The organism is Nitratireductor sp. B36, assembly GCF_020833685.1.
GTDB lineage: Bacteria > Pseudomonadota > Alphaproteobacteria > Rhizobiales > Rhizobiaceae > Nitratireductor.
Window position 1 is genome coordinate 948,900 of sequence record NZ_JACKZY010000002.1, and the last position, 22,046, is coordinate 970,945.

Genomic DNA, 22,046 nt, shown 5'->3' on the forward strand with positions numbered 1-22,046 from the left:
CTTAGGGTGGCCCAACTGTAACGCTACGTTACTGTAACTCGTGTGCCGAGTGCGCCTGTTCTAGGGCTCGCAAATCCAATTGCCGTTCGTATCACCAGTGTTCCCGACTCAAGTTCTGCGTCTGGCCAAGAGGCCTAATAAGAAACCGAACCATGAACGATGGTATGATGAGGCTTGTCATGTTGAGAATTCTCCAGACGACATTGCTTGAGCAGCACGGTGTGGCAAACACAATCCGATCTCTTCGAAATTTTGCCTGGGCCACATCTGGTCTGTTGAAACGTCAGAGAGAAAGAAAAGTCTCTCCAGCGAAAGGATTTTTTTGTTCCATAATCGGCTGGAACCTGCAGATGAACCTAAGGCCGCCAATCGCAATTCGTGCGATAGTGCTCACCATTCTCATCGCCTTTGGATCGATCATGTTTGGCGAACGGCAGGCGAATGCGCAGGACATTCCGCCCACGTCACCCTGTACGCCGGGTATCGGTCAGACGCCTGCCGGATGGACGGACGGGGAAGGCAGTCCGGATTGTTCGACGCCTGAGGAGTGGGGCGCAACCCATGCCTGGGATGACGCGCCACTGCCCGCCGTTCCAACAGGTGATACGACGTTCCTCTCCATGATCGGCGGACCAGACTATTACGAATCCATCCTCACCACGATGAACGGGCTTGTACCTGGCCGTACATATCGAATTCCGTTCTATGCGATTGGACGCGCATCGGTTGCCGGCAACCGCCCAAGTGCCTGTGAAGGGCTCAAGCTGACGACAAGCGGCGCCAATGAAACAATCATGTTTCCCGATACAACTGCTTGGGAACAGTCTGTTTTTGTGTTCACTGCCGTGTGGAGCTCGCAAACTCTTGAAGTTGCCGCAGAGGGCACCTCCAACTGCCTGATCAGTTTCGCGTTGGGAGCGGAGGTCATTGAGATTATCAAAACGGTTTCGGAGGGTGATAAAGCTGGCGATGTCTTGACCTTCACGATGACTATAGAGAACCAAGGTATCGGTTCATTGACCGGCGTTGCGATCAGCGAAGAGAACCTGGTGCGCGCTGACGGCACGCCCCTGACGGCTGACAGCGGTCCGACATTCGTATCCGCTTCATCCGGTTCCTCCGAGGGCACGCTGGTTGAGAGGGAGACGGCCATTTACACGCTGACCTACACACTCACACAAGAGGACATTGATGCGGGTGGATCGTCCAATCAGGCGACCGCAGAAGGGACGGATGAGAACGGCAATCTTTTCAACGATATTTCCAGTGATACGGCAGGCGTAGACGAAAACCCTACCAGCGTAATGTTCCCACCCAATCCCGACTACGATTTTGTCAAGAAGGGGGAGTTGGAAGATGCCAACGTCAATAGAATGGCGGATGGAGGGGAACTGATCAACTACACTTTCAGCGTTGAAAATACTGGCAACGTGACGCTCACGGACATTGTCGTTGAGGATTACAAAATCGCGGTCTCCAACAGTCCGATTGCCTCGCTGCTCCCAGGAGAAAGCAATACCGATTTGACTGGGGCCTACGAGATCAAACAGGAGGATATCGACAATGGGTTCGTCGAAAATTTGGGCACAGCAACCGCTAAGGATCCGCAGGGCAACGATATCGAGCGACTGTCCCGGTCGGTTGAAGGGGTTGCTGGTGAGCCAACAACGATCAATTTTGAAACACTTACCAGACTTGAAGTTGACCTGATTGATGAATGGAACGACACAAACGGGAACGACTTTCCCGATCCAGGTGAGCCGATCGTTCACACCTTCGTAGCGCGCCACACCGGTAACGTCACGATAGACAACATCACCATCTCCTCATTGCAGAACGGGCCCAACACATCGGGACCTCCACCTTCGGTACCCGTTCCCAGCGGTAGCCTCTCGAGTTTTGCACCTGGCAGCGAGGACAGGACGACATTTCAAACGACCTACGAGCTCACTCAGGCCGACATCGACGCTGGCGGGATCGTCGCGACCGCCACGGATGGCGCTGCACCCAACGATACGCCGGTCTCCGACATATCTGATAAGCCTGATGAGACAGCTGACGTTGATTTGGAAGGAGACTGGGAGCCTGACGATGCAATCCCGACGCCGTTGCCGCAAAATATCTCCCTAGCGCTGGAAAAACATGGTGAGCTTCAGTCCACCGACGAAGAGTTTGCCGAGGCGGGAGATACCATTCTTTATACGTTCAAGGTGACAAACGACGGCAATGTAACCGCCACAGATGTAGTTCCATCCGGCCCCGGACCTCGTTTCAACGGACGGCCAGGCAGCGGTGAATTGTCTTCGTTCACACCAGCTAGTGGGGAATTGGGGGCAGGGGAGAGTATCACTCTCGAGGCGACGTATACGATGACACAAAGTGATATCGACGAAGCGCAGGGTATCGAAGGGGGCATAAAGAAGACTGCGACTGCGAGAGGTAAAGGTCCCGCGGGGCAGGAGGTGATCTCACCCGAGGATGAAGCTGTTGTTGATCTGCCTGGCTATGCCATCACCAAGGTGACCCCGATGGCAGAAGTGGCACGCGGTGGTCGTGTTCCTTACACGATCCGCGTAAAGTCACTTGGCCTCTCGACAGACAGTACCATCACTGTCATCGACATGACGCCCCCGGGGCTGACATTTGTACGCGGCTCTGCTTTGTTGAACGGCAGTTCTGTCACACCCGTAGCGGAAGGACGGAAGCTAACATTCAAGGATGTTGCCCTTCCTGGCGAAGGAGAGGTCCTGATCGATCTCGAACTGGGCGTGACCGCCGCTGCCAAGCCTGGCGAATATGTAAACAAGGCTTGGGTGGAGGATCTTTCCGGAGAAGTCATCTCACGAGTTGCAGAAGCAACCGTTGAGGTGGTGGTGGAAGCTGTTTTCGATTGTGGTGACATTCTCGGGAAGGTCTTCGACGACCGTAACCGCAATGGATACCAGGATGCCGGGGAGCCGGGCTTGCCTGGCGTGCGGATCGCCACGGTCAAAGGGCTGTTGCTCACGGCAGACGATCACGGGCGTTTCCATGTCGCCTGCGCGGATTTGCCCGATCAGCGGATCGGGACCAATTACATCATGAAGCTCGATCCGCGCTCGCTTCCATCCGGGTACCGCCTCACGACGGAGAATCCACGTGTGGTTCGCCTCACGGCGGGTAAGGCATCGGAGTTCATGTTTGGTGCCTCAATCGGACGTGTGGTTCGGCTGGATCTGACGGATGCGGCCTTCGTCCGGGGGGCACATGACCTGATGACGGAGTGGCGGCACCAGGTTTCACAGCTCATCAACCTTCTGGAAAAAGAACCTTCGATACTCCGTCTCGTCTATGCGGAAGGAGGCGAAGGAAGACGACTTGCAAACAGGCGTGTGCGTGCGTTGCGCAGATTGATTGCGAACGAATGGCGCGATGTCGGTCGTCGTTATCAGCTGGAAATCGAAACGCGTGTGCAGAGCGCGGCCCCGCGCGATGCGAGATCCGCCAGGAATGCAGTCTACAAATAGACCCTTTGTGAACACCCGGGCAATTGCTCCGGGTGTTCATCGTCTCCGTTTATGCCGTGCTCAGTCGCGAAGAACGATGCGGTCGCCCCGCAGATCGAAGCCATTCAATGTGTTTATGAAGCTCATGCCGAGCAGGCTTTGATCAAGGCGTCCCGGTTGCGCCACATAAATCGGAATCTCGTTGCGCGAAATGGCTCCTACATTGACCGTATCAGCTCTTGCCCGGGCGACAAGTGTGTTGCCATTTGCTGTTGCCACCGGTACTACGAAGCGCAATCTCTCAGGTTCGAAACCTGCTGCGCGTGCATCTTCATCCGACAAAACGATGCTGCTGGCGCCCGTGTCGATCAGCATTCGAAGATTGGTGCCATTCACGTCTGCGATAACCTCGAATTGGCCGCTAGAGGATCGCTCAACGATCACATTGACTTGGCCGTCCTTACTGACAGTGGTCATTGGGCTGCCGGGTATGAGGCCAGCCGTTACGCGACTGGCAATATCCTGAAGTTCATAACGGTACTGATAGGCGGCCACCAATGCCAGAAGCAGAAAAACCCAGAAGGCAAGGGTTCTTGCAACGTCTCCGATCCTCAGTCCCGATCCCAAGAAGCCCACGATAAGGACGGCTGCCCAGAGGCCTAGATACAGGGTGGCGGCGAAGGCCGCGTTTTCGAGCCCAAACACCCGGCCAGAATCGTGATTGGCAATCAGCAGGATCAAGCCTCCGCCAAGCGCCGACATCAATAACCAGAACAGGCGCATGGCTCCTATTGCCCCTCCATTCGTTGGCGCGCAATGCGCGCGCGCCGGGTTTCGCGGCGCGGTCTACGTTCCACCTGTTCCAGGCGCGCAGGAAGTTGGTTCATCACCGTCTCGCGCTGCTGGGACGTCATGAAGAGCCAATTCGCGATCTCAGCGCGTGTGCGTCCGCAACCGAAGCAGAATCCGGAGTTCACATCGATTGAGCAAACGAGGATGCACGGGGTTTTGATCTCGACCATCATCTTTCCATCATTTCCAGAAGACATGGGGCATCGCGCCCCTCGACGCAAGCGGTCTGTCTACCATTGCGCTCGGCGCGCTTGGTGGCTATCTCGTTTCCGACACCAAACGGGAACCAGCTTAATGTCCTTCTCCGGAATGCCTTTCGATGACGTCCGCTCCCTGCTTTCCCAATTGAATGCACCCGACGAGGCCGCCGCAGAGGGGATGGCAAAAGCATTCCACCGGGCGGGTTACAGCGTCGAGAAACTGGGGCGACTGTACGAGATTGGAGTCTGGCTCGCTCGCACCCGCGGCGCTGTCCCACCTTTGATCGGCAAATCCGGTGTTGCGCTCTATGCCGCGACTCATGGTTTCGATGAGGCGGGGCTTGCCGAGCAACGGGCGCAGGTGGATGCTGTCGCGGCGGGGGCTGCGGCGGTATCGCATTTGTGCGTGGCCAATGACCTGTCTCTCAATGTCTTTGATCTGGCGCTCGATTTGCCCTCCAATGACATGCGCACGGGTGCCTCCCTGGATGAGCGGGCCTGTGCTGCTACGATTGCATTCGGCATGGAAGCCACCGCTGAGGGGGTCGATTTGCTCTGTGTCGGAGCGTTGGGCGCGCAGGCGAGGCTTGCAGCAAGCGCAATGCTTCTTGCCCTTCTCAAAGGCGAATTGGATCAGTTCAGCCAGTCTGAGCGGGCGGTCATCTCTGAAGCGCTTGCTTTCCACGCCGATCACTTGGCGGATCCACTGGAAGTGCTCCGGCGATTTGGAGGGCGGGATATGGCCGCGCTTACGGGAGCCATCCTTGCGGCCCGTGCACAAAACATCCCCGTTGTTCTTGATGGTTTGCCGGCTCTGGCTGCGGCTGCGGTGCTTTACAAGTCAGCGCCGCACTCGATTTCTCATTGCGTTCTCGCGAGTTGCCATGGTCCGTTTGAGAAGTGGGTGGCCGCGGAGCTCTCGCTTCAACCCTTGCTTGGGCTGCAGTTTGCAGGGGAGGCGGGGTGTGCGGGGGCTGTGGCGGCCGATATTGTCAAGTCGGCGGCAGCACTTGCGGGTGGGGTTGCAGAGGTCGCGAGGCGCTTGGGTTAGGTGAAGCATTCCCGCGGAACGGTCCCCTCAAGCGTTACCTCGTGATGCTTGCTTGTGCTCGGTTGGAACAGCGGGGAGTTCCTCCATCACACGCGAGCGGGGAAAGGCCACGATGGCGTCGGTGCCTGAGCGCAATCTCGAGTTGAGCTCGAAAACACCGTTGTGCAAGGCTGCCAACCCCTGCACGATGGGCAGACCAAGGCCTGTGCCCTGTTCCGCACTCTTGATGGCTATAGACCCCTGGCCAAATGCGGAGAGGACCACGGCCAATTCGTCTTCCGGGATGCCCGGGCCGTTGTCCTTTATGGCGATGTATTGACCGCCACCCGCCGTCCACCCGACCCGGATGTGGACAGCACTACCGGTCGGACTGAACTTGATGGCGTTTGACAGAAGATTGAGGGTGATTTGGCGAACCGCACGTTCGTCGGCGAAAAGTCTCAATAAAGTGGGCTCAACGTCAACCCTGAAGGAAATGTCTTTGCTACGCGCTTTCATCTCCATCAGGCGGCAGCAATCCTCCGCAATCGCGCCGAGGGACAACGGCTCTTCGTTGAGCCGATAGCGACCGGCCTCTATGCGCGAAAGATCAAGTATCTCGTTTATCAGGCTCAGGAGGTGCTTTCCGGACGTGTGAATATCGTTCGCATAGTCGCGATAGGTGGTGTTTTCGAGCGGTCCCAGAACCTGGTTGGCCATGACTTCTGAAAACCCCAGAATGGCGTTGAGCGGTGTTCGGAGCTCATGGCTCATGGATGCGAGAAAACGCGATTTTGCCAGATTGGCTTCCTCAGCGCGCCGGCGCGCTTCATCTGACATGGATTTGGCTGTTTCAAGTTCGCCTATCAGCGCGTTCTTTTCACTCTGGAAAGAAAGGAGCCTCAATGCCGCGCGGTTTCGATGGTGTGCAACGTAGGCCAGGAAAGGGAGCGCGGCTGCGAGGACCAAACACATCATCAGCGAACCTGTCGTCGGAGCATTGCTGACCGTGAAGGCGAACATGCAGATCGGCAGCGCAAACGCGGCTACCAGTGCGCCGCTTAGGGTTGCCGTCACGATCGCTGTCCCGGCGATCACAAGAAGGAGTAGCGCCCCCTGCATGATCTGCGGTTCGGAGAAGGTGCTGGCTGGAAGAGGCAGATATGCGAAATACGCCCATCCAACGCCGCTGGTGAAATGGGCGGCAAAAAGCCAGTGCCGCATTCGCGTGACCTCAATCTCGTTTTCCGGCATCCGTTCCAGACGACGGGCGAGGAGGAAGAGCGGTACATAACCGAGAAGTGTGGTTAAGGCCCACAGACATGTGATTTTCAGGTCAACCCCAAGATAAATCCCGCCGAGGCTCATCGTCAGAATGAGCAAAGCCGGTTTGACGGCGTTCGAGAGAATGTCTCGCGCGTGCAGTTTCAGCATGTCGCGGTTGAAATCGGGAGGTCCGAGGCTTTGCGAAAGCCGGTCGCGCGTACGGCGCACGGCAAGCCCCACATTGCTGTTGCGATGCGGCTTGGTGCGGTCCACAATGAACTTGTCGGCGAACTTGTCAGCCGATTTTGACGCTTCCGCCACCATAACCCGTTTTTGAATTCCCGCTATTCACTGCTCAACTTATTCGTGAATGATTAAGAGACCCTTCAAAACATGAGAGGCCGACGAAACAGACGGACCCGCGGCCGCAGATCAATTCGCTTTATGGATATCCTGCTGACACTGTTGTTGTTGGGGGGAATTGCGCTCTTGGTCGACAGGGTGCAACGCCTTGGCGGACAGACACTGAGAGGTGACGTGATCGTGCATGATGGCGATACGCTGACGCTCGCGGGCGAGCGCATTCGCCTTGAAGGCATTGATGCGCCGGAGTTTCAGCAAAGGTGCACCAGCAACGGGAAGGATTATGCTTGCGGGCGTGAGGCGCTTCGGGCCTTGCGTCGACTGGTGGCTGGTGGGGAGGTCACCTGCGAAGGCTATCAGCGTGATCGCTATGATCGGCTGCTCGCACGCTGTAGGGTTCACGATACCGATCTGGGTGAAGCGCTCGTTGCGGCAGGCTGGGCATTGGCCTATGGCGATTATGATGCGGTGGAAGCGGAGGCGCGCCGGGCCCAGCGTGGCATATGGGCGGGCAGTTTCGAGGCGCCGCGCGACTGGCGTGAGGAACATCAGGGAGAGCCGCGTCCCGGCGACGGTGATTTGCTGAGGCGCCTTTGGGAGTGGCTTATGGGCTGGTTTTCAGGTGAGGGTAGCGGAACATGAAGCTCTATGATGGTGGCCGGGCACCCAACCCGAGGCGTGTACGGATATTTCTGGCAGAGAAGGCAATTGAAGTGCCGATCGAGCCGGTGGACATGGGCGCCATGGGGCACAAGTCTGAAACGCTCACTCGTCTCAACCCGCTGCAGCGTCTGCCTGTTCTGGAGTTGGACGACGGGACCGTTTTGACGGAAACGGTTGCCATATGCCGCTATTTCGAGGAGCTCTACCCTGAACCTGCGCTTTTCGGCAGGGGTGCGCTCGGCGTCGCCACGGTTGAAATGTGGCAGCGACGCGTTGAAATGCATCTGTTTTATCCCATTGCGCAAGCCTTCCGGCACCTGCATCCGGCCATGAAGGATTGGGAGGTGCCGCAGGTCGCGGAATGGGGGGAAGCAAACAAACCCAAGGCCCTGGAGTTTCTTGCTTATCTCGATAAGGCGCTGGCTGATCGTCCATTTATCGCGGGGGAAGCTTATTCGATCGCCGATATTACCGGGCTGGTGAGTATCGATTTCATGAAGCTTGCACGCCTGTCAGTCCCCGATGGGCTGGATCATTTGATGCGATGGTATCACACCGTCGCCGGCCGCCCGAGCGCGAAGGCCTGAGAGACCCGGCGTGCAGAAGCCGCAGCTTGAACCATTGCTGGCGCGAATTCGCAGTTGTCGGATTTGCGTCGAGAACCCGATGGGCGCCCCTTTGCCGCATGAGCCCCGTCCGGTTGTTGTGGGATCGGACACAGCTCGCATCCTCATTGCCGGCCAGGCACCGGGGACGCGGGTTCACGCCTCTGGTTTGCCGTTTGACGATCGGTCCGGAGATCGCTTGCGAGATTGGCTTCAGGTGGATCGATCTCAATTTTATGACCCGGCATGCTTTGCCATCGCGCCGATGGGATTTTGCTTCCCGGGTCTTGATGCCAAAGGCGGGGATTTGCCACCCCGTCGCGAGTGCGCCCCCGCATGGCGGGCGCAACTGATGGCAGCGATGCCACAGATCGAACTTGTTCTCGTCATCGGGCAGTATGCACAGGCCTGGCACCTTGGGTCTGAGAAATCCAGAACCCTCACCGAGACCGTGCTTGACTGGCGTCGACTGATGGCACTCGACCTCAGCCCCCGCGTTTTGCCGCTGCCGCATCCCTCATGGCGCAACACAGGCTGGCTGAAAAAGAATCCCTGGTTTGAACGCGAGTTATTGCCAGTCCTGCGTGAGGAAATTCATCGGCTTCTTTCTGAGAAGTGAGGATTATTCGGTCGCGTATTGGTCAATACAGGCAAAAAATTTCTTGTTGCTGGCGCGATCTCTTGTCATTTTAGGAAATCATTTTCTTTGGAGCTGAGTATGGACCGCCTTGATCGCAAGATCCTGCGTTTGTTGCAGGAAAATTCAACCCTTGCCGTAGCCGATGTGGCAAAAAAGGTCGGGCTCTCCACCACGCCGTGCTGGAGGCGTATCCAGAAGCTGGAAGAAGAAGGCGTCATTCGCCGGCGCGTCGCGGTGCTTGATCCGGAAAAGGTCAATGCCCGGGTGAACGTTTTCGTGTCCATCCGCACCAACATGCACAGCCACGAATGGTTGAAGCGTTTCTCCGAGGTGATCCAGCAGTTCCCGGAAGTGGTCGAGTTTTACCGGATGAGCGGCGAGGTGGACTACCTGCTTCGTGTTGTGGTGCCGGACATCGCCGCCTATGACGCGTTTTACAAAAAACTGATCGCGAAGATCGAAATCCGGGATGTTTCATCCACATTCGCCATGGAGCAGATCAAATACACGACCGAATTGCCACTCGACTATCTTGTCCTGGACAAGGATTCGGGTGGCGGCAATGGCGGCTGACCGGGCTATTCGTCGTCGTTTATGACACGATGCCAGGGATTGGCGGGGAAAGATGTTAGCGGTGCCGGCGAACTCTTGTTTGGAGTGACCGTAGCATGCCGCATCGTGTAGGCCGACTCTATAATCGCTGGGCCGTCGAGAATGAAAAGCTGCGTTTTTTCACGCCCGGACTGGAGAGAGCCGGTTATTGTCACCGGCTCGTAGTTGTAGCTTAACCGGTATGGGGACGACGGAACGACCCGGACGATCTGATCGGGAGGTGGTTGCTGCATGTGGCTGCAGGCACCATGGCGCGCCACCAGGATAAAGGAATAGACAAGCTCACCTTCCAGGTCGGCAGGCAGGAGAAAGCCGGAGAGGCTGACGGCCTGTTCGTCGAGATCGGCGGGGCGAGCGCTTGGTTCGTCCACAGTGGCAGGCGAGACGAGATCGCTCCAGGAGAGAGCCCGAATACCGCCAGCCAGGTCAGGGCGGTCGGTGCCGGCAGCAGCAGGTGCGATACAGACCGACGCGGGCAAAGCGGCAAGAACTGCTGCAAGACATGCCACGCGCCAGCGGGTCATCGTGGACTCCTATTTCGCAAGTCGGGCGAGCAGGGACGATGTATCCCAGCGATTTCCGCCCATTTTCTGTACATCCTTGTAAAATTGATCCACCAGCGCGGTAACGGGTAGGCTGGCGCCGTTGCGATCAGCCTCTGCCAGGCAAATGCCGAGATCCTTGCGCATCCAGTCAACCGCGAAGCCGAAGTCGTATTTCCCTTCACTCATCGTCTTGTGACGGTTCTCCATCTGCCAGGAGCCAGCCGCTCCCTTGGAGATGACGTCGACGACTTTCCCGATATCGAGTCCGGCTTTCTGGCCAAAGTGAATGCCTTCGGCAAGCCCCTGCACCAGCCCGGCGATACAGATCTGGTTGATCATTTTCGTCAGTTGTCCTGCGCCGGCCGGACCCATCAGGCCTACCATCCGTGCAAAGGATTCGATCACCGGTTTGGCCTTCTCGAAAACGACTTCCTCGCCGCCGCACATCACGGTCAAAACACCGTTTTCCGCCCCGGCCTGTCCCCCGGATACGGGAGCGTCGATGAAAGCGAAGCCACGCCTCTCGGCCTCTTCGGCGAGCTCGCGCGCAACCTCTGCAGACGCCGTGGTGTTGTCGATAAAGACCGCGCCCTTCTTCATGCTCTGGAAAGCTCCGTCCTCGCCGAGTGTCACCGAGCGAAGATCGTCGTCATTGCCCACACAGGCGAAAACGAAATCCTTGTCGATCGCTGCTTCCCGCGGTGTCGGCGCGTGAGCGCCGCCATGTTCCTTGACCCAGCTCTGTGCCTTCGCGGCAGTGCGATTATAGACCGTGACTTTATGACCGCCCTTGTTCTGAAGATGTGCGGCCATCGGATATCCCATGACTCCGAGCCCGATGAATGCGACGTCCGCCATTTCGAAACCTTCTCCCTGATATGCGTGTTGTGCGCCTCAGCGCTTCAGATGTTTGGTAATTCGACGCTCGATCCAATCAACGGCGTTGCGGAGGATCTCGACGAGGCCAAGATAGATGATGGCCGCCCAGATGTAAGTCTGGAAGTCGAAGGTGCGTGCATAGGCGCGGCGTGTCTCACCCATCAGGTCATAGACCGTGATGATGGCGACGATGGCGGACCCCTTGATCATCAGTATGATCTCATTGCCATAGGGCCTGAGCGCGACAATGAGTGCTTGCGGGAGGATGATCTTTCGCGCGGTCTGAAATCTGGACAGGCCCATTGCAGCCGCCGCTTCCCATTGCCCCTTGCCGACGCTCTCGATGGCGCCACGCAGAATTTCCGCCTGGTAGGCGGCGGTATTGAGCGTGAAAGCGAAGACGGCGCAGTACCAGGCCTCTCGGAAGAACGTCCACAGGCCCACAGCCTGAAGTTCCGGTCTGAAAGAACCGAGGCCGTAATAAACCAGGAAGGTTTGGGCAAGCAGCGGCGTTCCCCGGAAAAAGTAGACATAGGCGTAGGCGAGGGCGCCAATCAGCTTGTTCTTCGAGGAGCGTCCGAGTGCGATGGGCACGGAAAGGAGCGCCCCCAGGAAAACCGAAACGACGACAAGCTGAACGGTGATCCAAAGGCCTGAGAGATAGCGCGGCGCGTAGCGGGTGAAAATGTCCGGGTCCCAGGCGTTGATCATGAACCCCAGAACGGCAAGGCCCAGCGCTGCCCAGATCGTGAGCAGGACCACGCCGATTGTGCGAGCGCGCGTCCAGCCCTTTTTGACGACGGGCGGCCGTTCCACTGAGGCTTGTGCTTCGGCACTCATCGCTGGACTCCATGGCGTTTGGTCCAGTTTTCAATTGTGCGCAGGACGATTGAGGAGAGCATGGCCAATACGAGATAGAGCAGGCACGCGATCCCGAAAAACAGGAAAGCCTCCTTGGTGACGCGCGCGGCAATGCCCGTCTGGCGCAGGATGTCGGCGAGGCCGATCACGGATACGAGCGCGGTGTCTTTCAAAAGAATCAGCCAGAGATTTGAAAGGCCAGGCAAGGCAAGCCGTATCAGCTGAGGCAGGATGATAAGGCGCATGGTCTGCGCGTTTGAAAGACCAATCGCGTGACCGCCCTCGTACTGGCCTTCTGGAATAGCTCGAAAGGCGGCCAGAAACACTTCACTTGCATAGGAGGAGAACACGGCGCCGAGCGCGATCATGCCTGCTACAAAAGCGTTGATCTCCACACTCGCGCCGGGATTCACGAGCCGCACGATCTGCTGAAGGCCAATCTGCGCGCCGTAGAAAACAAGAAAGAGCGTCAAAAGCTCAGGCAGTCCACGGAAGATCGTCGTATAGATGTTGGCCGCAAGACGTAAGGTCTTGTCGCTCGAGCGCTTCCCCAACGCAACGAAAAAACCGATTGCCAATCCCAGCGGTAACGTGGCCAGCGCCAGAGAAACCGTTAGAAGCACGCCCTTGGCGATATCATCGCCCCAGCCTTCCGGCCCAAAACTCAAAAGGGTCCAGACCCTTTCCATCTCCCAAAACCCCTGTCCGAACCGCCTGATCCGGCCTTTGATGCCAACTGGCGATTTTTCTCGTTCGGGCTCTTTTACCGGAGCCGCATGCAACAAAGGCGGCCGCACTCCCGAAGGCGGCCGCCTGTGACAGTATCATCAGGACATAACGACGCTCAGTCGCCGTAAGCGTCGAACGTGAAATACTTGTCGTTGATTTCCTTGTATTTTCCATTCTCGCGAATGGCTGTGATCGCGGCGTTCAGCTTTTCGCGAAGCTCGTCCTCCCCCTGCCGCACAGCAATGCCGATCCCGGGGCCGTAAATGTCCTCGCGCGGGGTGAGTGTGCCCAGAACCTTGCAGCAGGCGCCATCGTCACTGTCGAGAAATTCCTGCAGCACGATGATATCGTCGATGACCGCATCAAGCCGCCCGTTGACCATGTCGAGCTTGTATTCCTCCGCGGTCGGATAGACCTTCACGTCACTGTCGGTAAAGGTGGTTTCGGCGAAGTTCGCGTGGGTGGTCGAGCCCTGCGCACCGATAACCTTGCCGGCGAGATCTTCCGGTGTGGTACCGGCAATATCCGACTCCTTGGGCACGACCAGCGCGGGTGGCGTGTTGTAATACTTGTTGGTGAAGTCGACCTGCTTCTTGCGCTCTTCGGTGATCGACATGGAGGCCACGATGGCGTCGAACTTGCCCGCCTGCAACGCGGGAATAATACCGTCCCAGTCCTGCGTGACGAACTCGCATTCAGCCTTCATCTCTTCGCAAAGCGCTTTGGCGATATCGATATCAAACCCTTCAAGAGAGCCGTCTGCGGTCAGGTTGTTGAAGGGGGGATAGGCACCTTCAGTGCCGATCTTGAGCTTCATCATGTCCTGGGCATGAGCCGAGCCCACTGCCAGAGCCAAAGCTGCCGCAGGCAGTGCAAGCGCGATACGCCTTGAAATACGCATTCTGGTTCCTCTCAATCTTATTATCTGCCGCTTCCGGCTTCCTGCCGGGCGGAACATGAAGCCGGATATTCCCACCGATCCGATTCAAATTGCAACCTTAAAGGTGACTGGTCCCATGCAATGAAGAGAGGGGGCGTTCCCCTAGCGCGCCCGTCGGCCGATGCCAGTGTGGCTAACAACAAAATCGGCGATCTGCTCCACCTCTCCGAGATCAAACCGTGGCAGATCCCCGGTATCTGTCTCGTGGTCTCCGGCAACAGCGACGATGGTTGGGTCTTCTGGTGCCAGGAAGGTCAGATCGCGCGCTTCCCGCCGCCGGCATTCCAACTTGGGATGATTTTCGCGTTTAAAACCTTCGATCAGGACGAGATCGCACGGGGAGAGACGCGCGAGCATTTCGGTCAGGCTGGGCTCTTGTGCGCCCTTCAGTTCATGAATGATCGCCCAGCGGTTTTTGGAGACGATCGCCACCTCCGAAGCCCCGGCGCTCCGGTGGCGGTGGGAGTCTGTGCCTTCATGGTCGATGTCGAACGCATGGTGTGCGTGTTTCAGCGTGGCGATCCGGAAACCGCGCTTCGTCAATTCCCTCACAAGCGCCGCTGTCAGGGTGGTTTTTCCGGAATTCTTCCAGCCTACAATGCCAAAAACCGCCTGTGTCACATTGCTTCCCTTTGGTGCCTTTCACGCGCTATCTGGAGATCTTCGGGCGTGTTGATATTGAAAAACGGATCGGCTTCGGGACTGCAAGGAAAGTCCACGAGAGCCGCGTTGTGTCGCTCGCAGGCATAGGCGCGAAGGCGACGGGTGCCGCCACTGGCAAGATGGCGGGCAAGGTCATCGGCGAGATGTTGAGGCCAGAGAGCGAAGACCGGATGAAGTGTGCCGTTGCTGCATGCCATTGCAGGCCCACCTGAAACACGAGCCGCTTCCATCAGGCGCGCAACAAGGTCTGCAGGAAGAAAAGGCGTGTCTGCTGCAGCGGTCACGATATGTGAAGGCTTGGGAGCGTTCGTTTTCGCCCATTCAAGGCCCGCCAAAACGCCACCCAACGGACCCATAGGTTCGGGGAGGGGATCGGCAATCACCTCAAGCCCCAGCGGGGCGAACCTCTGCGGGTCGCCGTTGGCGTTGAGCACCATGCGGTCGACCTGAGGTGAAAGCCGCTCCATTACCGTTTCGATGATGGTTTTGGCGTTGAGACGCAGCAGTCCCTTGTCGCCGCCACCCATGCGCTGCGCCGTTCCACCGGCAAGGATTACTCCAGCAACGCCCAAGCTCATCATCTCGCCTCAAATGTTTCCTGCCTGGCGGGCAACATAAATCACATAAAGCGATGCGACGATGGCGAGCGTGGAGGATGCGAGCATCACCCATATCAGCGGGAATGGGCCGGTTTCCGGAGAAAGCACAGCCCCGGCTATAACTGAAAGCGCCGCGCCCCCGCCGATCTGCAGCGCCCCGCCGAGGCCTGAGGCCGAACCTGCAAGATGCGGCCTGACGCTGACAATACCGGCATTGGCATTTGGCATGGTCATGCCGTTGCCGATGCCGACAAAGAATGAGGGTCCAAAAAGCGACATCGGATGGAAAAACCCGCCTGCAAACAGCACCAGCGAAAGAACAAGTCCGAGAGAGGCAAAAATATTGCCCGCAAGCATCATGGGATTGATGCCGATCCGCCTGGAAAAACGAGCAGTAAGGAAATTTCCGATCATGTACCCGACCGAGATCAGAATGAAATACATTCCGTATTGCGAAGGCGTCAGATCAAGAATTTCGGTGGCGACGTAGGGGCCGCCGCCGAGGAATGCAAAAAAAGCTCCCGATGCCATGGCCGCAGTTGCCGTGTAGCCCCAGAAACGCCTGGCGCGGAAAAGCTCGGGGTAGTTTTTCACTTGGGCCGTCATGCTGGCGGATAGGGTGCGGTTTGTCTCGCCCAGGTCGAGATACACCACCAGAAACGAGATGATCCCGAAGCCGAGGATCAGGTAAAACGTTGCTTTCCATCCGTAGAGCTCATCCAGGAACCCTCCGATCAAGGGCCCGAGCATGGGAGCGAGCGTCATGCCCATGGTGATATAACCTATCCGGCTTGCCGCCTCGTCTGCACCGACCGTGTCGCGAACGATTGCCCTTGAGAGAACCATGCCGGCGGCCGCGAAGGCCTGCATCACCCGGCAGATCAGGAAAACCGTGATGTTGGGCGCCATCAATGCCGCGATCGTTGCCAAAATGAATATTGCGAAACAGGTCAGCATGACCGGGCGTCGGCCGAAATGGTCCGAAGCGGGGCCGATCCCCAGCTGAAGGACGGCTGTGGCCGCTAGGTAGAGCGAGACCGCCAGTTGAACGATGCTGTAATCCGCCTGGAAATACTCTGCCATGCCGGGAAGGGATGGCAGAAAAACGTTCATGGAAACCGCTGCCGTTGCGGTCGCGATCACGAGTGTCACGATGTGAGGCGGTGTTGCGGAACGGGATAAGATTTTTTCCATAACGACTTGCGAACCTTGCATGTTCATCGGCCTGGTTACTTTGACCGAATGGTGCCGGCATTGTGGGATGATGCTTAATTTGGCCGGCGGTGTTGTCCGAGGGGCTTAAACACGTCATGTGCCCTCAGTGGCCATTCCGGGACTGGTGCTTTTTGCGGCAGGTTTTGTCCGATTGACGATCTGCTCGCGGTAAAGCGTGTAGAGACCTGAACATACGACCAACAACGCGCCTGTAATCATCACGCGATCGGGCCAGTCGGCAAAAAACACAATGCCAAGGCCGATAGCCCATAAGAGCGCCGTATATCGAAACGGCGCGATGAAGGAGAGCTCGCCAACCCGCAGCGACAGCACGATGAAATGATAGCCACAGACAATGCACAATGTGGCGCCCACGAGAACAGCGAAATCTGTTCCGCTCATTGGGGCCCAGCCTCCGTAGGGTACGAGTAAAACCGCGCCGGCGATCGTCACCGAAGCGGCGGTTGCGGCCGAAATCAGGGGCGAGGGGATATCTGGCGGAATTTTCCGGGTCGTAAGATCGCGCATGGTGGCAAACGCCACCGCTGCCACACCGTAAAGCGAATAGGCGTTGAAGGCATCGAAGCCAGGCCGAATGATGATCAAGATGCCGATGAAACCCACCAGGATAGCGCTCCAGCGGCGCCACCCAACCGGCTCGCCCAGAAAGAAGGCCGCACCGAGTGTGACAGCCAGCGGGAGTGCCTGCATGACGGCTGCAAGGTTTGCAATCGGCATATGGGCGAGGGCTGAAAGGAAACATATGGTCGCGCCGGTCTCGCCGGCGACGCGCAAGGCCACCATGGGGTGGAAGATGGCACGCGGCGCCTTCAGCGCCTTCCAGTGCCAGGCCAGCAGAAGCATCACCAGTGTGGCCATGACCCCGCGTACCAGCATGACCTGCGCCATGTTCATGTTTTCGGCGACGAGCTTTGTCAGGCCGTCATTGACCGTGAAACCAGCCATGGCAATGGACATGAAAAGCGCACCGCGCGCATTCGGCGAAAACGACACGACCACCTCGCGATGCACAGCGGCGAACACGCGACGGTTTTCAACGCACCGTGTCCACCTGGAATGAGTTCCTATGGTCTTCGGGAGAAACGAATCCCACCTCCACTATGGGATCCGATGCTAAGTATACCTTATGGAATTGGCAATCGGTTCGTGGCTGAAAAACCGGAGGCTGCGATCTAGCCGCCGGTGACGCTCATATGCCGCGAAACCGACGGACGATTGGTGCGCCGGTCAATGACGAAATCATGTCCCTTGGGTTTGCGGGCAATGGCATTGTCGATGGCCGTGGCCAGAAGATCGTTGCCTTCCGATGCTCTGAGCGCAGCCCGCAGGTCGGCTGAATCATCCTGGCCGAGGCACATATAGAGCATGCCCGTGCAGGTGATGCGCACACGGTTACAGCTTTCGCAGAAATTGTGTGTCATCGGTGTGATGAAGCCAAGCTTTCCGCCGGTTTCAGCGACTTCGACATAGCGCGCCGGGCCACCCGTTTTGAAAGGGATGTCTTTCAGTGTGAATTCCCGCTCCAGTTGAGCGCGAAGAAGGGACAGCGGAAGATACTGGTCCGTGCGGTCACCGTCGATTTCGCCCATGGGCATCGTTTCGATCACGGTCATATCCATTCCGCGACCATGTGCCCAGCGCAACATTGCGGGGATTTCATCTTCGTTGAACCCCTTGAGGGCCACGGTGTTGAGCTTGATCTTCAGGCCGGCATCCTCTGCTGCCTCAATGCCACGCATGACCTTTTCCAGCCTACCCCACCGGGTGATTGCATGAAATTTGTCCGGGTCCAGCGTGTCGATCGAAACGTTGATGCGCTTCACACCGCAGTCGGCCAGCTCACCGGCAAAGCGCTCGAGCTGAGACCCGTTGCTTGTCAGGGTAAGCTCGTCGAGTGCACCGGTTTTCAGATGCCGCGAGAGCTGGCGCACCAGGTGCATGATGTTCTTGCGTACCAACGGTTCTCCGCCGGTCAAACGCAGGCGCCGAACGCCTTTTTCGATGAAGACGGTGCAGAGACGGTCCAATTCCTCGAGGCTCAGCAAATCCCGCTTGGGGAGGAATGTCATGTCCTCCGCCATGCAATAGACACAACGAAAATCGCATCGATCGGTCACCGAAACACGCAGATAGTCGATGGCGCGCCCGAAGGGGTCGATCATGGTGCTCTGCGTCATAGGCTCGCTTCCGCTGGCATTCTTCATCGGGTTGGTACTCTGTTATGTCGTGACACAAGGTTCGCTGGTCAAGCGCTGCAGGCTAGCATTGGTGCAATTGTCCGAGCAATTGCAGGGAAGGGCTTTTCACTTGGGCCAAAGCTGAATAGGTCTAGACCCGAAAGGTGGTGGCGGATGAAACCTCCCAAGGAACTGCGTGTTTCAAAGGACCGTTCAGTCATGACGGTTCTCTTTCCGGATTCCGAACCAGCAGAGTTGTCGGCGGAAATGCTTCGCGTTCTGTCCCCCTCGGCTGAGGTTCAGGGACACTCGCCCGAACAGCGCGTGACAGTTTCTGGAAAACGGCATGTAACCATCAGCCGGGCTGAGCCCGTCGGCAATTATGCTGTGCGGCTTGTGTTCAGCGACGGGCATCAAAGCGGTATTTTCACCTGGGCCTATCTGCATGAACTCGTCACGAGCAAAGAGGCCAAGTGGCAGTGGTATCTGGACGACTTGCAGCAAAAAGGATTGAGCCGTGATGCTTGAGCAGGACGCATATTCCATTACGTCGATCGAAGCCCTTGAAGCGCTTTACGGGACGCCCGGCCAAGCCTCTCTCGTCAAGGTCACGGACCGGGTGATACCAGAGTATGCAGCGCTGGTTGAAGCGTCGCCTTTCGTGGCGCTCGCCACCATCGGGCCTGAGGGGATTGACTGCTCGCCGCGCGGCGACAAACCCGGATTCGTGCGCATTCATGATGAAAAAACGCTCATGATGCCCGACCGGCGCGGCAACAACCGTATGGATTCGCTACGAAACATTGTTCGTGATGAACGGGCCGCCTTTCTCTTTCTGATCCCGGGAGCCGGTACGACATTGCGCGTCAACGGTCGTGCGCGGCTTTCAGCCGATCCTGATTTGCGTGCTTCCTTTGCTGTTGATGAAGCCGCGCCGCGGTCGGTCATCGTTCTTTCGGTGGAGGAGGTTTATTTTCAGTGCGCCCGGGCGATCGTTCGTTCCGATCTCTGGAACAGTGAAAAGCATGTTGATCCGCAGAGCCTGCCGACGCCTGGGCAAATCCTGCAGGTGACAAGCCGGGCCGAGATCGACGGCGTCTCTTATGACCGGGAATGGCCTGAACGCGCCCGAAAGAGCATGTGGTAGTTTCCCTCAGCGGTGAACGAGAATGTTCACCAATTTTCCGAAGGGGTCCCGGGTGTAGAAGCGCCTGACACCCCAGGGCTCTACAGCTGGTCCGTACTCAATCGGATATCCTGCCTTCCGGACCCTCTCAAGTGCCTCATCGAGATCGTCCACCTCTATGGAAAGATCGGGCACTGGCGTGTCCGATCCGCCCTGTGACATGATGCTGACCTGCAGGGACATCTTTTCCTGCACGCCATAGGTTGCGATCCAGCCCTGGTCCATCAGGATGTCCAGCCCAAGAACTTCGGCATAGAAATGCTTTGCCTTGTCAACTCGCGCCGAGGCGATGTTGGCGACAATTCGCTTCACTTGCATGGCATCTCTCCGTTCGGCTTCATCCCGCCTTTTTGAGATTTGGGAGAAACACGGTCAACAGGCCGAGCAGTGGCAGGAAGGAGCAGATCCTGTAGACGAACTCGATCCCGGTGCTGTCTGCGATAATGCCCAGCACCGCTGCCCCCAGGCCACCGAGGCCGAAAGCAAAGCCAAAGAACATGCCAGCGACCATGCCCACGCGACCCGGCAGCAGTTCCTGCGCGAAGACCACGATTTGCGGGAAGGCTGACGCGAGAATTAGGCCGATTGCGACGCTCAGGACGGGGGTCCAGAAAAGGTTCGCATAAGGGAGAGCCAGGGTGAATGGCAGAACGCCGAGAATGGAGAACCAGATCACGGTCTTCGAACCGATACGATCACCGATCAATCCTCCCAAAACGGTGCCGGCTGCCACCGATCCGAGGAAAACGAACAGAAGAATCTGTGACTGCTGGACGCTGATGCCGAATTTCTCGATGAGGAAGAACGTGTAATAGCTTGAAATGCCTGCCATATAGACGTTCTTCGCAAAGACCAGAGAAACTAGAACTGCGAGCGACATGGCAATCTTGCCGCGTGGGAGGGTGAGGGCCTGTGCAGGTGCTGCACGTTTTGCAGCGCGCTGCCGGTAGCCCGCATACCATGCGCTCACACGCCATAGAACGATCATGCCGAGAAGGGCCGCGAGGCAAAACCACGCGACGCTGCCTTGGCCTCTCGGCACCACGATAAAGGCGGCGAGCAGTGGACCGATTGCAGACCCGGCATTGCCGCCCACCTGGAAAACCGCCTGCGCCAGCCCGTATCGGCCACCCGAAGCGAGACGCGCTACACGAGAAGATTCGGGGTGAAAGATCGCCGATCCCAGTCCAATAAACATCGCGCCGGTCAGGAGCAACGCGTAGTTGGCAGCCGTTGCCAGCAGAAGCAGTCCGAAAAAGGTCGAACCCATACCAACGGGTAGGGAGTAAGGCATCGGTTTCTTGTCGGTGGTCAGTCCGATTGCCGGCTGGAGCAGCGATGCGGTCACCTGAAATGCCATGGTCAAAAGACCGATCTGCCAGAAATCCAGCCCGTAATCGCTTTTCAGCATCGGATAGATTGCCGCAAGCATCGATTGCATGATGTCGTTCAACATGTGGCAGAAGCTGACGGCCAGAAGGACCGCGAATGCGGTCTGTTCTGCTGGTGCGGTGGGCCGGTCGGCGGTGGTGTCGGTCACGTTCATGCTCCATGGGAAGAGGCTGCCGATTGGACGGCAGCCGCTTATACGCTTCTTGCAAATGACCTGCGTCAGTGATTTGGTCTAGTTTTTTCGCAAGTGGGCCAAATGCGTTCTCCCTCTCGTCCAGACAAAGTTGTGTTCAACAGGGACCGACCGGTCGACGATGAAAAGCGTCGCTCATGGCTCGAGCAAATGGAGGGCGATCTCGTCATCGGCGAGATTGCGCAGGCGGCGCATGCCGAGGTGCCTGCGCATCGTCATACGCGGGGGCAGCTTCTTCATGCCAGCCGCGGTGTGGTGCTGGTCAGGACAAGTTTTGGTCACTGGATCGTGCCCACCGGTCAGGCCATCTGGATACCCTCGGGGTTGGAGCATGCGGTGGAGATGATGACCGATGTGCGCGTGCAGTCGGTTTATATTTTGCCTGAAGCGATCCCTGATCTGCCATCGAGGCCGCGTGTCGTTCGTATCACACCACTTTTGCGCAGCCTTCTGGAGGAGGTGGCGTCCTTGCCGCATGTGGCTCAACCGACCGGCCGAACCGGCTTGCTCTATGAGCTTATCATGCATGAAATTCCACGTTTGCCGGAATTGCCGCTCGGATTACCCTTTCCGTCGGACCCGCGGCTTGTGCGCATGTGCCGATCTTTTCTTGAAACACCGGAGAGCCGTGTCACCATCGATCATTGGGCACGCTCGGCAGGCATGAGCCGCCGCACATTCACCCGACGTTTCAAGCAGGAGGTCGGGCTTAGCCTCTCGCTTTGGCGTCAGCAGGCCAGTTTGTTTGCCGCGTTGCCGAGGCTGGCAAGCGGCGAAGCCGTAACCACGGTGGCTCTGGATCTGGGTTATGAAAGCGTTGCCGCCTTCACGACGATGTTTAAGCGTATGCTGGGTGCATCGCCGCGCAACTATCTGAAAGCGCCCGACGCGGAAAGTGGCACGTAAGACACGCGGCGTTGGTTGAAAACC

Annotated in this window: 23 protein-coding genes and 1 pseudogene; 9 read left to right on the forward strand and 15 right to left on the reverse strand. The window is 57.7% G+C overall.

Annotated elements, in window-relative coordinates; genetic code table 11:
- Positions 1–152: 152 nt before the first annotated feature.
- The gene (locus H7H48_RS11060; RefSeq protein ID WP_229449096.1) at positions 153–3,506 is read left to right on the forward strand and encodes a DUF11 domain-containing protein; all 3,354 of its coding nucleotides are present in this window, start codon (positions 153–155) and stop codon (positions 3,504–3,506) included.
- A gap of 60 nt (positions 3,507–3,566) precedes the next feature.
- Here the strand turns inward: H7H48_RS11060 and H7H48_RS11065 are convergent, their stop codons facing one another.
- Entirely contained in the window at positions 3,567–4,268 is a 702-nt protein-coding gene (locus tag H7H48_RS11065) for a TIGR02281 family clan AA aspartic protease (protein ID WP_229449097.1), read from the reverse strand.
- A gap of 5 nt (positions 4,269–4,273) precedes the next feature.
- The gene (locus tag H7H48_RS11070) at positions 4,274–4,507 is read right to left on the reverse strand and encodes a DUF1289 domain-containing protein (protein ID WP_229449249.1); all 234 of its coding nucleotides are present in this window, start codon (positions 4,505–4,507) and stop codon (positions 4,274–4,276) included.
- A gap of 124 nt (positions 4,508–4,631) precedes the next feature.
- Here H7H48_RS11070 and H7H48_RS11075 point away from each other — a divergent pair, with 124 nt between their 5' ends.
- Positions 4,632–5,588, forward strand: coding sequence for a nicotinate-nucleotide--dimethylbenzimidazole phosphoribosyltransferase (locus H7H48_RS11075; protein WP_229449098.1), 957 nt, complete (start codon positions 4,632–4,634; stop codon positions 5,586–5,588).
- Between the two features lie 27 nt (positions 5,589–5,615).
- On the opposite strand, the gene H7H48_RS11080 is transcribed toward H7H48_RS11075, so the two are convergent.
- Positions 5,616–7,157, reverse strand: coding sequence for a HAMP domain-containing sensor histidine kinase (locus H7H48_RS11080; RefSeq protein WP_229449099.1), 1,542 nt, complete (start codon positions 7,155–7,157; stop codon positions 5,616–5,618).
- 165 nt (positions 7,158–7,322) lie between these two features.
- On the opposite strand from H7H48_RS11080, the gene H7H48_RS11085 reads away from it, so the two are divergent.
- From H7H48_RS11085 to H7H48_RS11100, 4 genes are all read left to right on the forward strand, one after another.
- On the forward strand, positions 7,323–7,838 hold the full coding sequence (locus tag H7H48_RS11085; protein WP_229449100.1) for a thermonuclease family protein: 516 nt from the start codon (positions 7,323–7,325) through the stop codon (positions 7,836–7,838).
- Positions 7,835–8,446, forward strand: coding sequence for a glutathione S-transferase (locus H7H48_RS11090; RefSeq protein WP_229449101.1), 612 nt, complete (start codon positions 7,835–7,837; stop codon positions 8,444–8,446). The genes H7H48_RS11085 and H7H48_RS11090 overlap by 4 nt, the downstream gene beginning before the upstream one ends.
- A gap of 79 nt (positions 8,447–8,525) precedes the next feature.
- On the forward strand, positions 8,526–9,083 hold the full coding sequence (locus H7H48_RS11095) for a uracil-DNA glycosylase family protein (protein ID WP_370633363.1): 558 nt from the start codon (positions 8,526–8,528) through the stop codon (positions 9,081–9,083).
- A 99-nt stretch (positions 9,084–9,182) separates the two neighbouring features.
- Positions 9,183–9,677 carry an Lrp/AsnC family transcriptional regulator gene (locus H7H48_RS11100; RefSeq protein ID WP_229449103.1) on the forward strand — a complete coding sequence of 165 codons (495 nt, stop codon included), beginning with the start codon at positions 9,183–9,185 and terminating at the stop codon, positions 9,675–9,677.
- 5 nt (positions 9,678–9,682) lie between these two features.
- On the opposite strand, the gene H7H48_RS11105 is transcribed toward H7H48_RS11100, so the two are convergent.
- From H7H48_RS11105 to moaA, 10 genes and pseudogenes are all read right to left on the reverse strand, one after another.
- The gene (locus H7H48_RS11105) at positions 9,683–10,240 is read right to left on the reverse strand and encodes a DUF3299 domain-containing protein (protein WP_229449104.1); all 558 of its coding nucleotides are present in this window, start codon (positions 10,238–10,240) and stop codon (positions 9,683–9,685) included.
- Between the two features lie 9 nt (positions 10,241–10,249).
- Positions 10,250–11,137, reverse strand: a pseudogene (locus H7H48_RS11110) (NAD(P)-dependent oxidoreductase); the annotation flags it as partial.
- Between the two features lie 18 nt (positions 11,138–11,155).
- Positions 11,156–11,980, reverse strand: coding sequence for an ABC transporter permease (locus tag H7H48_RS11115; RefSeq protein ID WP_229449106.1), 825 nt, complete (start codon positions 11,978–11,980; stop codon positions 11,156–11,158).
- Entirely contained in the window at positions 11,977–12,690 is a 714-nt protein-coding gene (locus H7H48_RS11120; protein ID WP_229449107.1) for an ABC transporter permease, read from the reverse strand. Before H7H48_RS11120 ends, H7H48_RS11115 begins: the two co-directional genes overlap by 4 nt.
- Before the next feature lie 155 nt (positions 12,691–12,845).
- A complete protein-coding gene (locus H7H48_RS11125) occupies positions 12,846–13,631 on the reverse strand; it encodes an ABC transporter substrate-binding protein (RefSeq protein ID WP_229449108.1) in 786 nt (261 codons plus the stop codon).
- A 141-nt stretch (positions 13,632–13,772) separates the two neighbouring features.
- Positions 13,773–14,291, reverse strand: coding sequence for a molybdopterin-guanine dinucleotide biosynthesis protein B (gene mobB / locus H7H48_RS11130; RefSeq protein WP_229449109.1), 519 nt, complete (start codon positions 14,289–14,291; stop codon positions 13,773–13,775).
- Complete coding sequence (mobA, locus tag H7H48_RS11135) at positions 14,288–14,911, reverse strand: molybdenum cofactor guanylyltransferase MobA (RefSeq protein WP_229449110.1); 624 nt, start codon at positions 14,909–14,911, stop codon at positions 14,288–14,290. The genes mobB and mobA overlap by 4 nt, the downstream gene beginning before the upstream one ends.
- Before the next feature lie 9 nt (positions 14,912–14,920).
- Entirely contained in the window at positions 14,921–16,126 is a 1,206-nt protein-coding gene (locus H7H48_RS11140) for a multidrug effflux MFS transporter (RefSeq protein ID WP_229449111.1), read from the reverse strand.
- Positions 16,127–16,240: 114 nt separating this feature from the next.
- Positions 16,241–17,191: a DMT family transporter gene (locus tag H7H48_RS11145; RefSeq protein ID WP_370633349.1), complete on the reverse strand. Its 951-nt coding sequence runs from the start codon at positions 17,189–17,191 to the stop codon at positions 16,241–16,243.
- A gap of 149 nt (positions 17,192–17,340) precedes the next feature.
- On the reverse strand, positions 17,341–18,345 hold the full coding sequence (moaA, locus tag H7H48_RS11150; RefSeq protein WP_229449112.1) for a GTP 3',8-cyclase MoaA: 1,005 nt from the start codon (positions 18,343–18,345) through the stop codon (positions 17,341–17,343).
- Positions 18,346–18,519: 174 nt separating this feature from the next.
- On the opposite strand from moaA, the gene H7H48_RS11155 reads away from it, so the two are divergent.
- Both H7H48_RS11155 and H7H48_RS11160 read left to right on the forward strand, forming a co-directional pair.
- Positions 18,520–18,873 (forward strand): gamma-butyrobetaine hydroxylase-like domain-containing protein, encoded by a 354-nt coding sequence (locus tag H7H48_RS11155; protein WP_229449113.1) that lies wholly within the window; start codon positions 18,520–18,522, stop codon positions 18,871–18,873.
- Entirely contained in the window at positions 18,866–19,492 is a 627-nt protein-coding gene (locus H7H48_RS11160) for a pyridoxamine 5'-phosphate oxidase family protein (protein ID WP_229449114.1), read from the forward strand. The genes H7H48_RS11155 and H7H48_RS11160 overlap by 8 nt, the downstream gene beginning before the upstream one ends.
- 6 nt (positions 19,493–19,498) lie before the next feature.
- Here the strand turns inward: H7H48_RS11160 and H7H48_RS11165 are convergent, their stop codons facing one another.
- Together H7H48_RS11165 and H7H48_RS11170 are read right to left on the reverse strand one after the other, a co-directional pair.
- Positions 19,499–19,849 (reverse strand): VOC family protein, encoded by a 351-nt coding sequence (locus H7H48_RS11165; protein WP_229449115.1) that lies wholly within the window; start codon positions 19,847–19,849, stop codon positions 19,499–19,501.
- A gap of 19 nt (positions 19,850–19,868) precedes the next feature.
- Positions 19,869–21,077 (reverse strand): MFS transporter, encoded by a 1,209-nt coding sequence (locus tag H7H48_RS11170; RefSeq protein WP_229449116.1) that lies wholly within the window; start codon positions 21,075–21,077, stop codon positions 19,869–19,871.
- A gap of 132 nt (positions 21,078–21,209) precedes the next feature.
- On the opposite strand from H7H48_RS11170, the gene H7H48_RS11175 reads away from it, so the two are divergent.
- Positions 21,210–22,022, forward strand: coding sequence for a helix-turn-helix domain-containing protein (locus H7H48_RS11175; protein ID WP_370633350.1), 813 nt, complete (start codon positions 21,210–21,212; stop codon positions 22,020–22,022).
- The last annotated feature ends 24 nt before the right edge of the window (positions 22,023–22,046 follow it).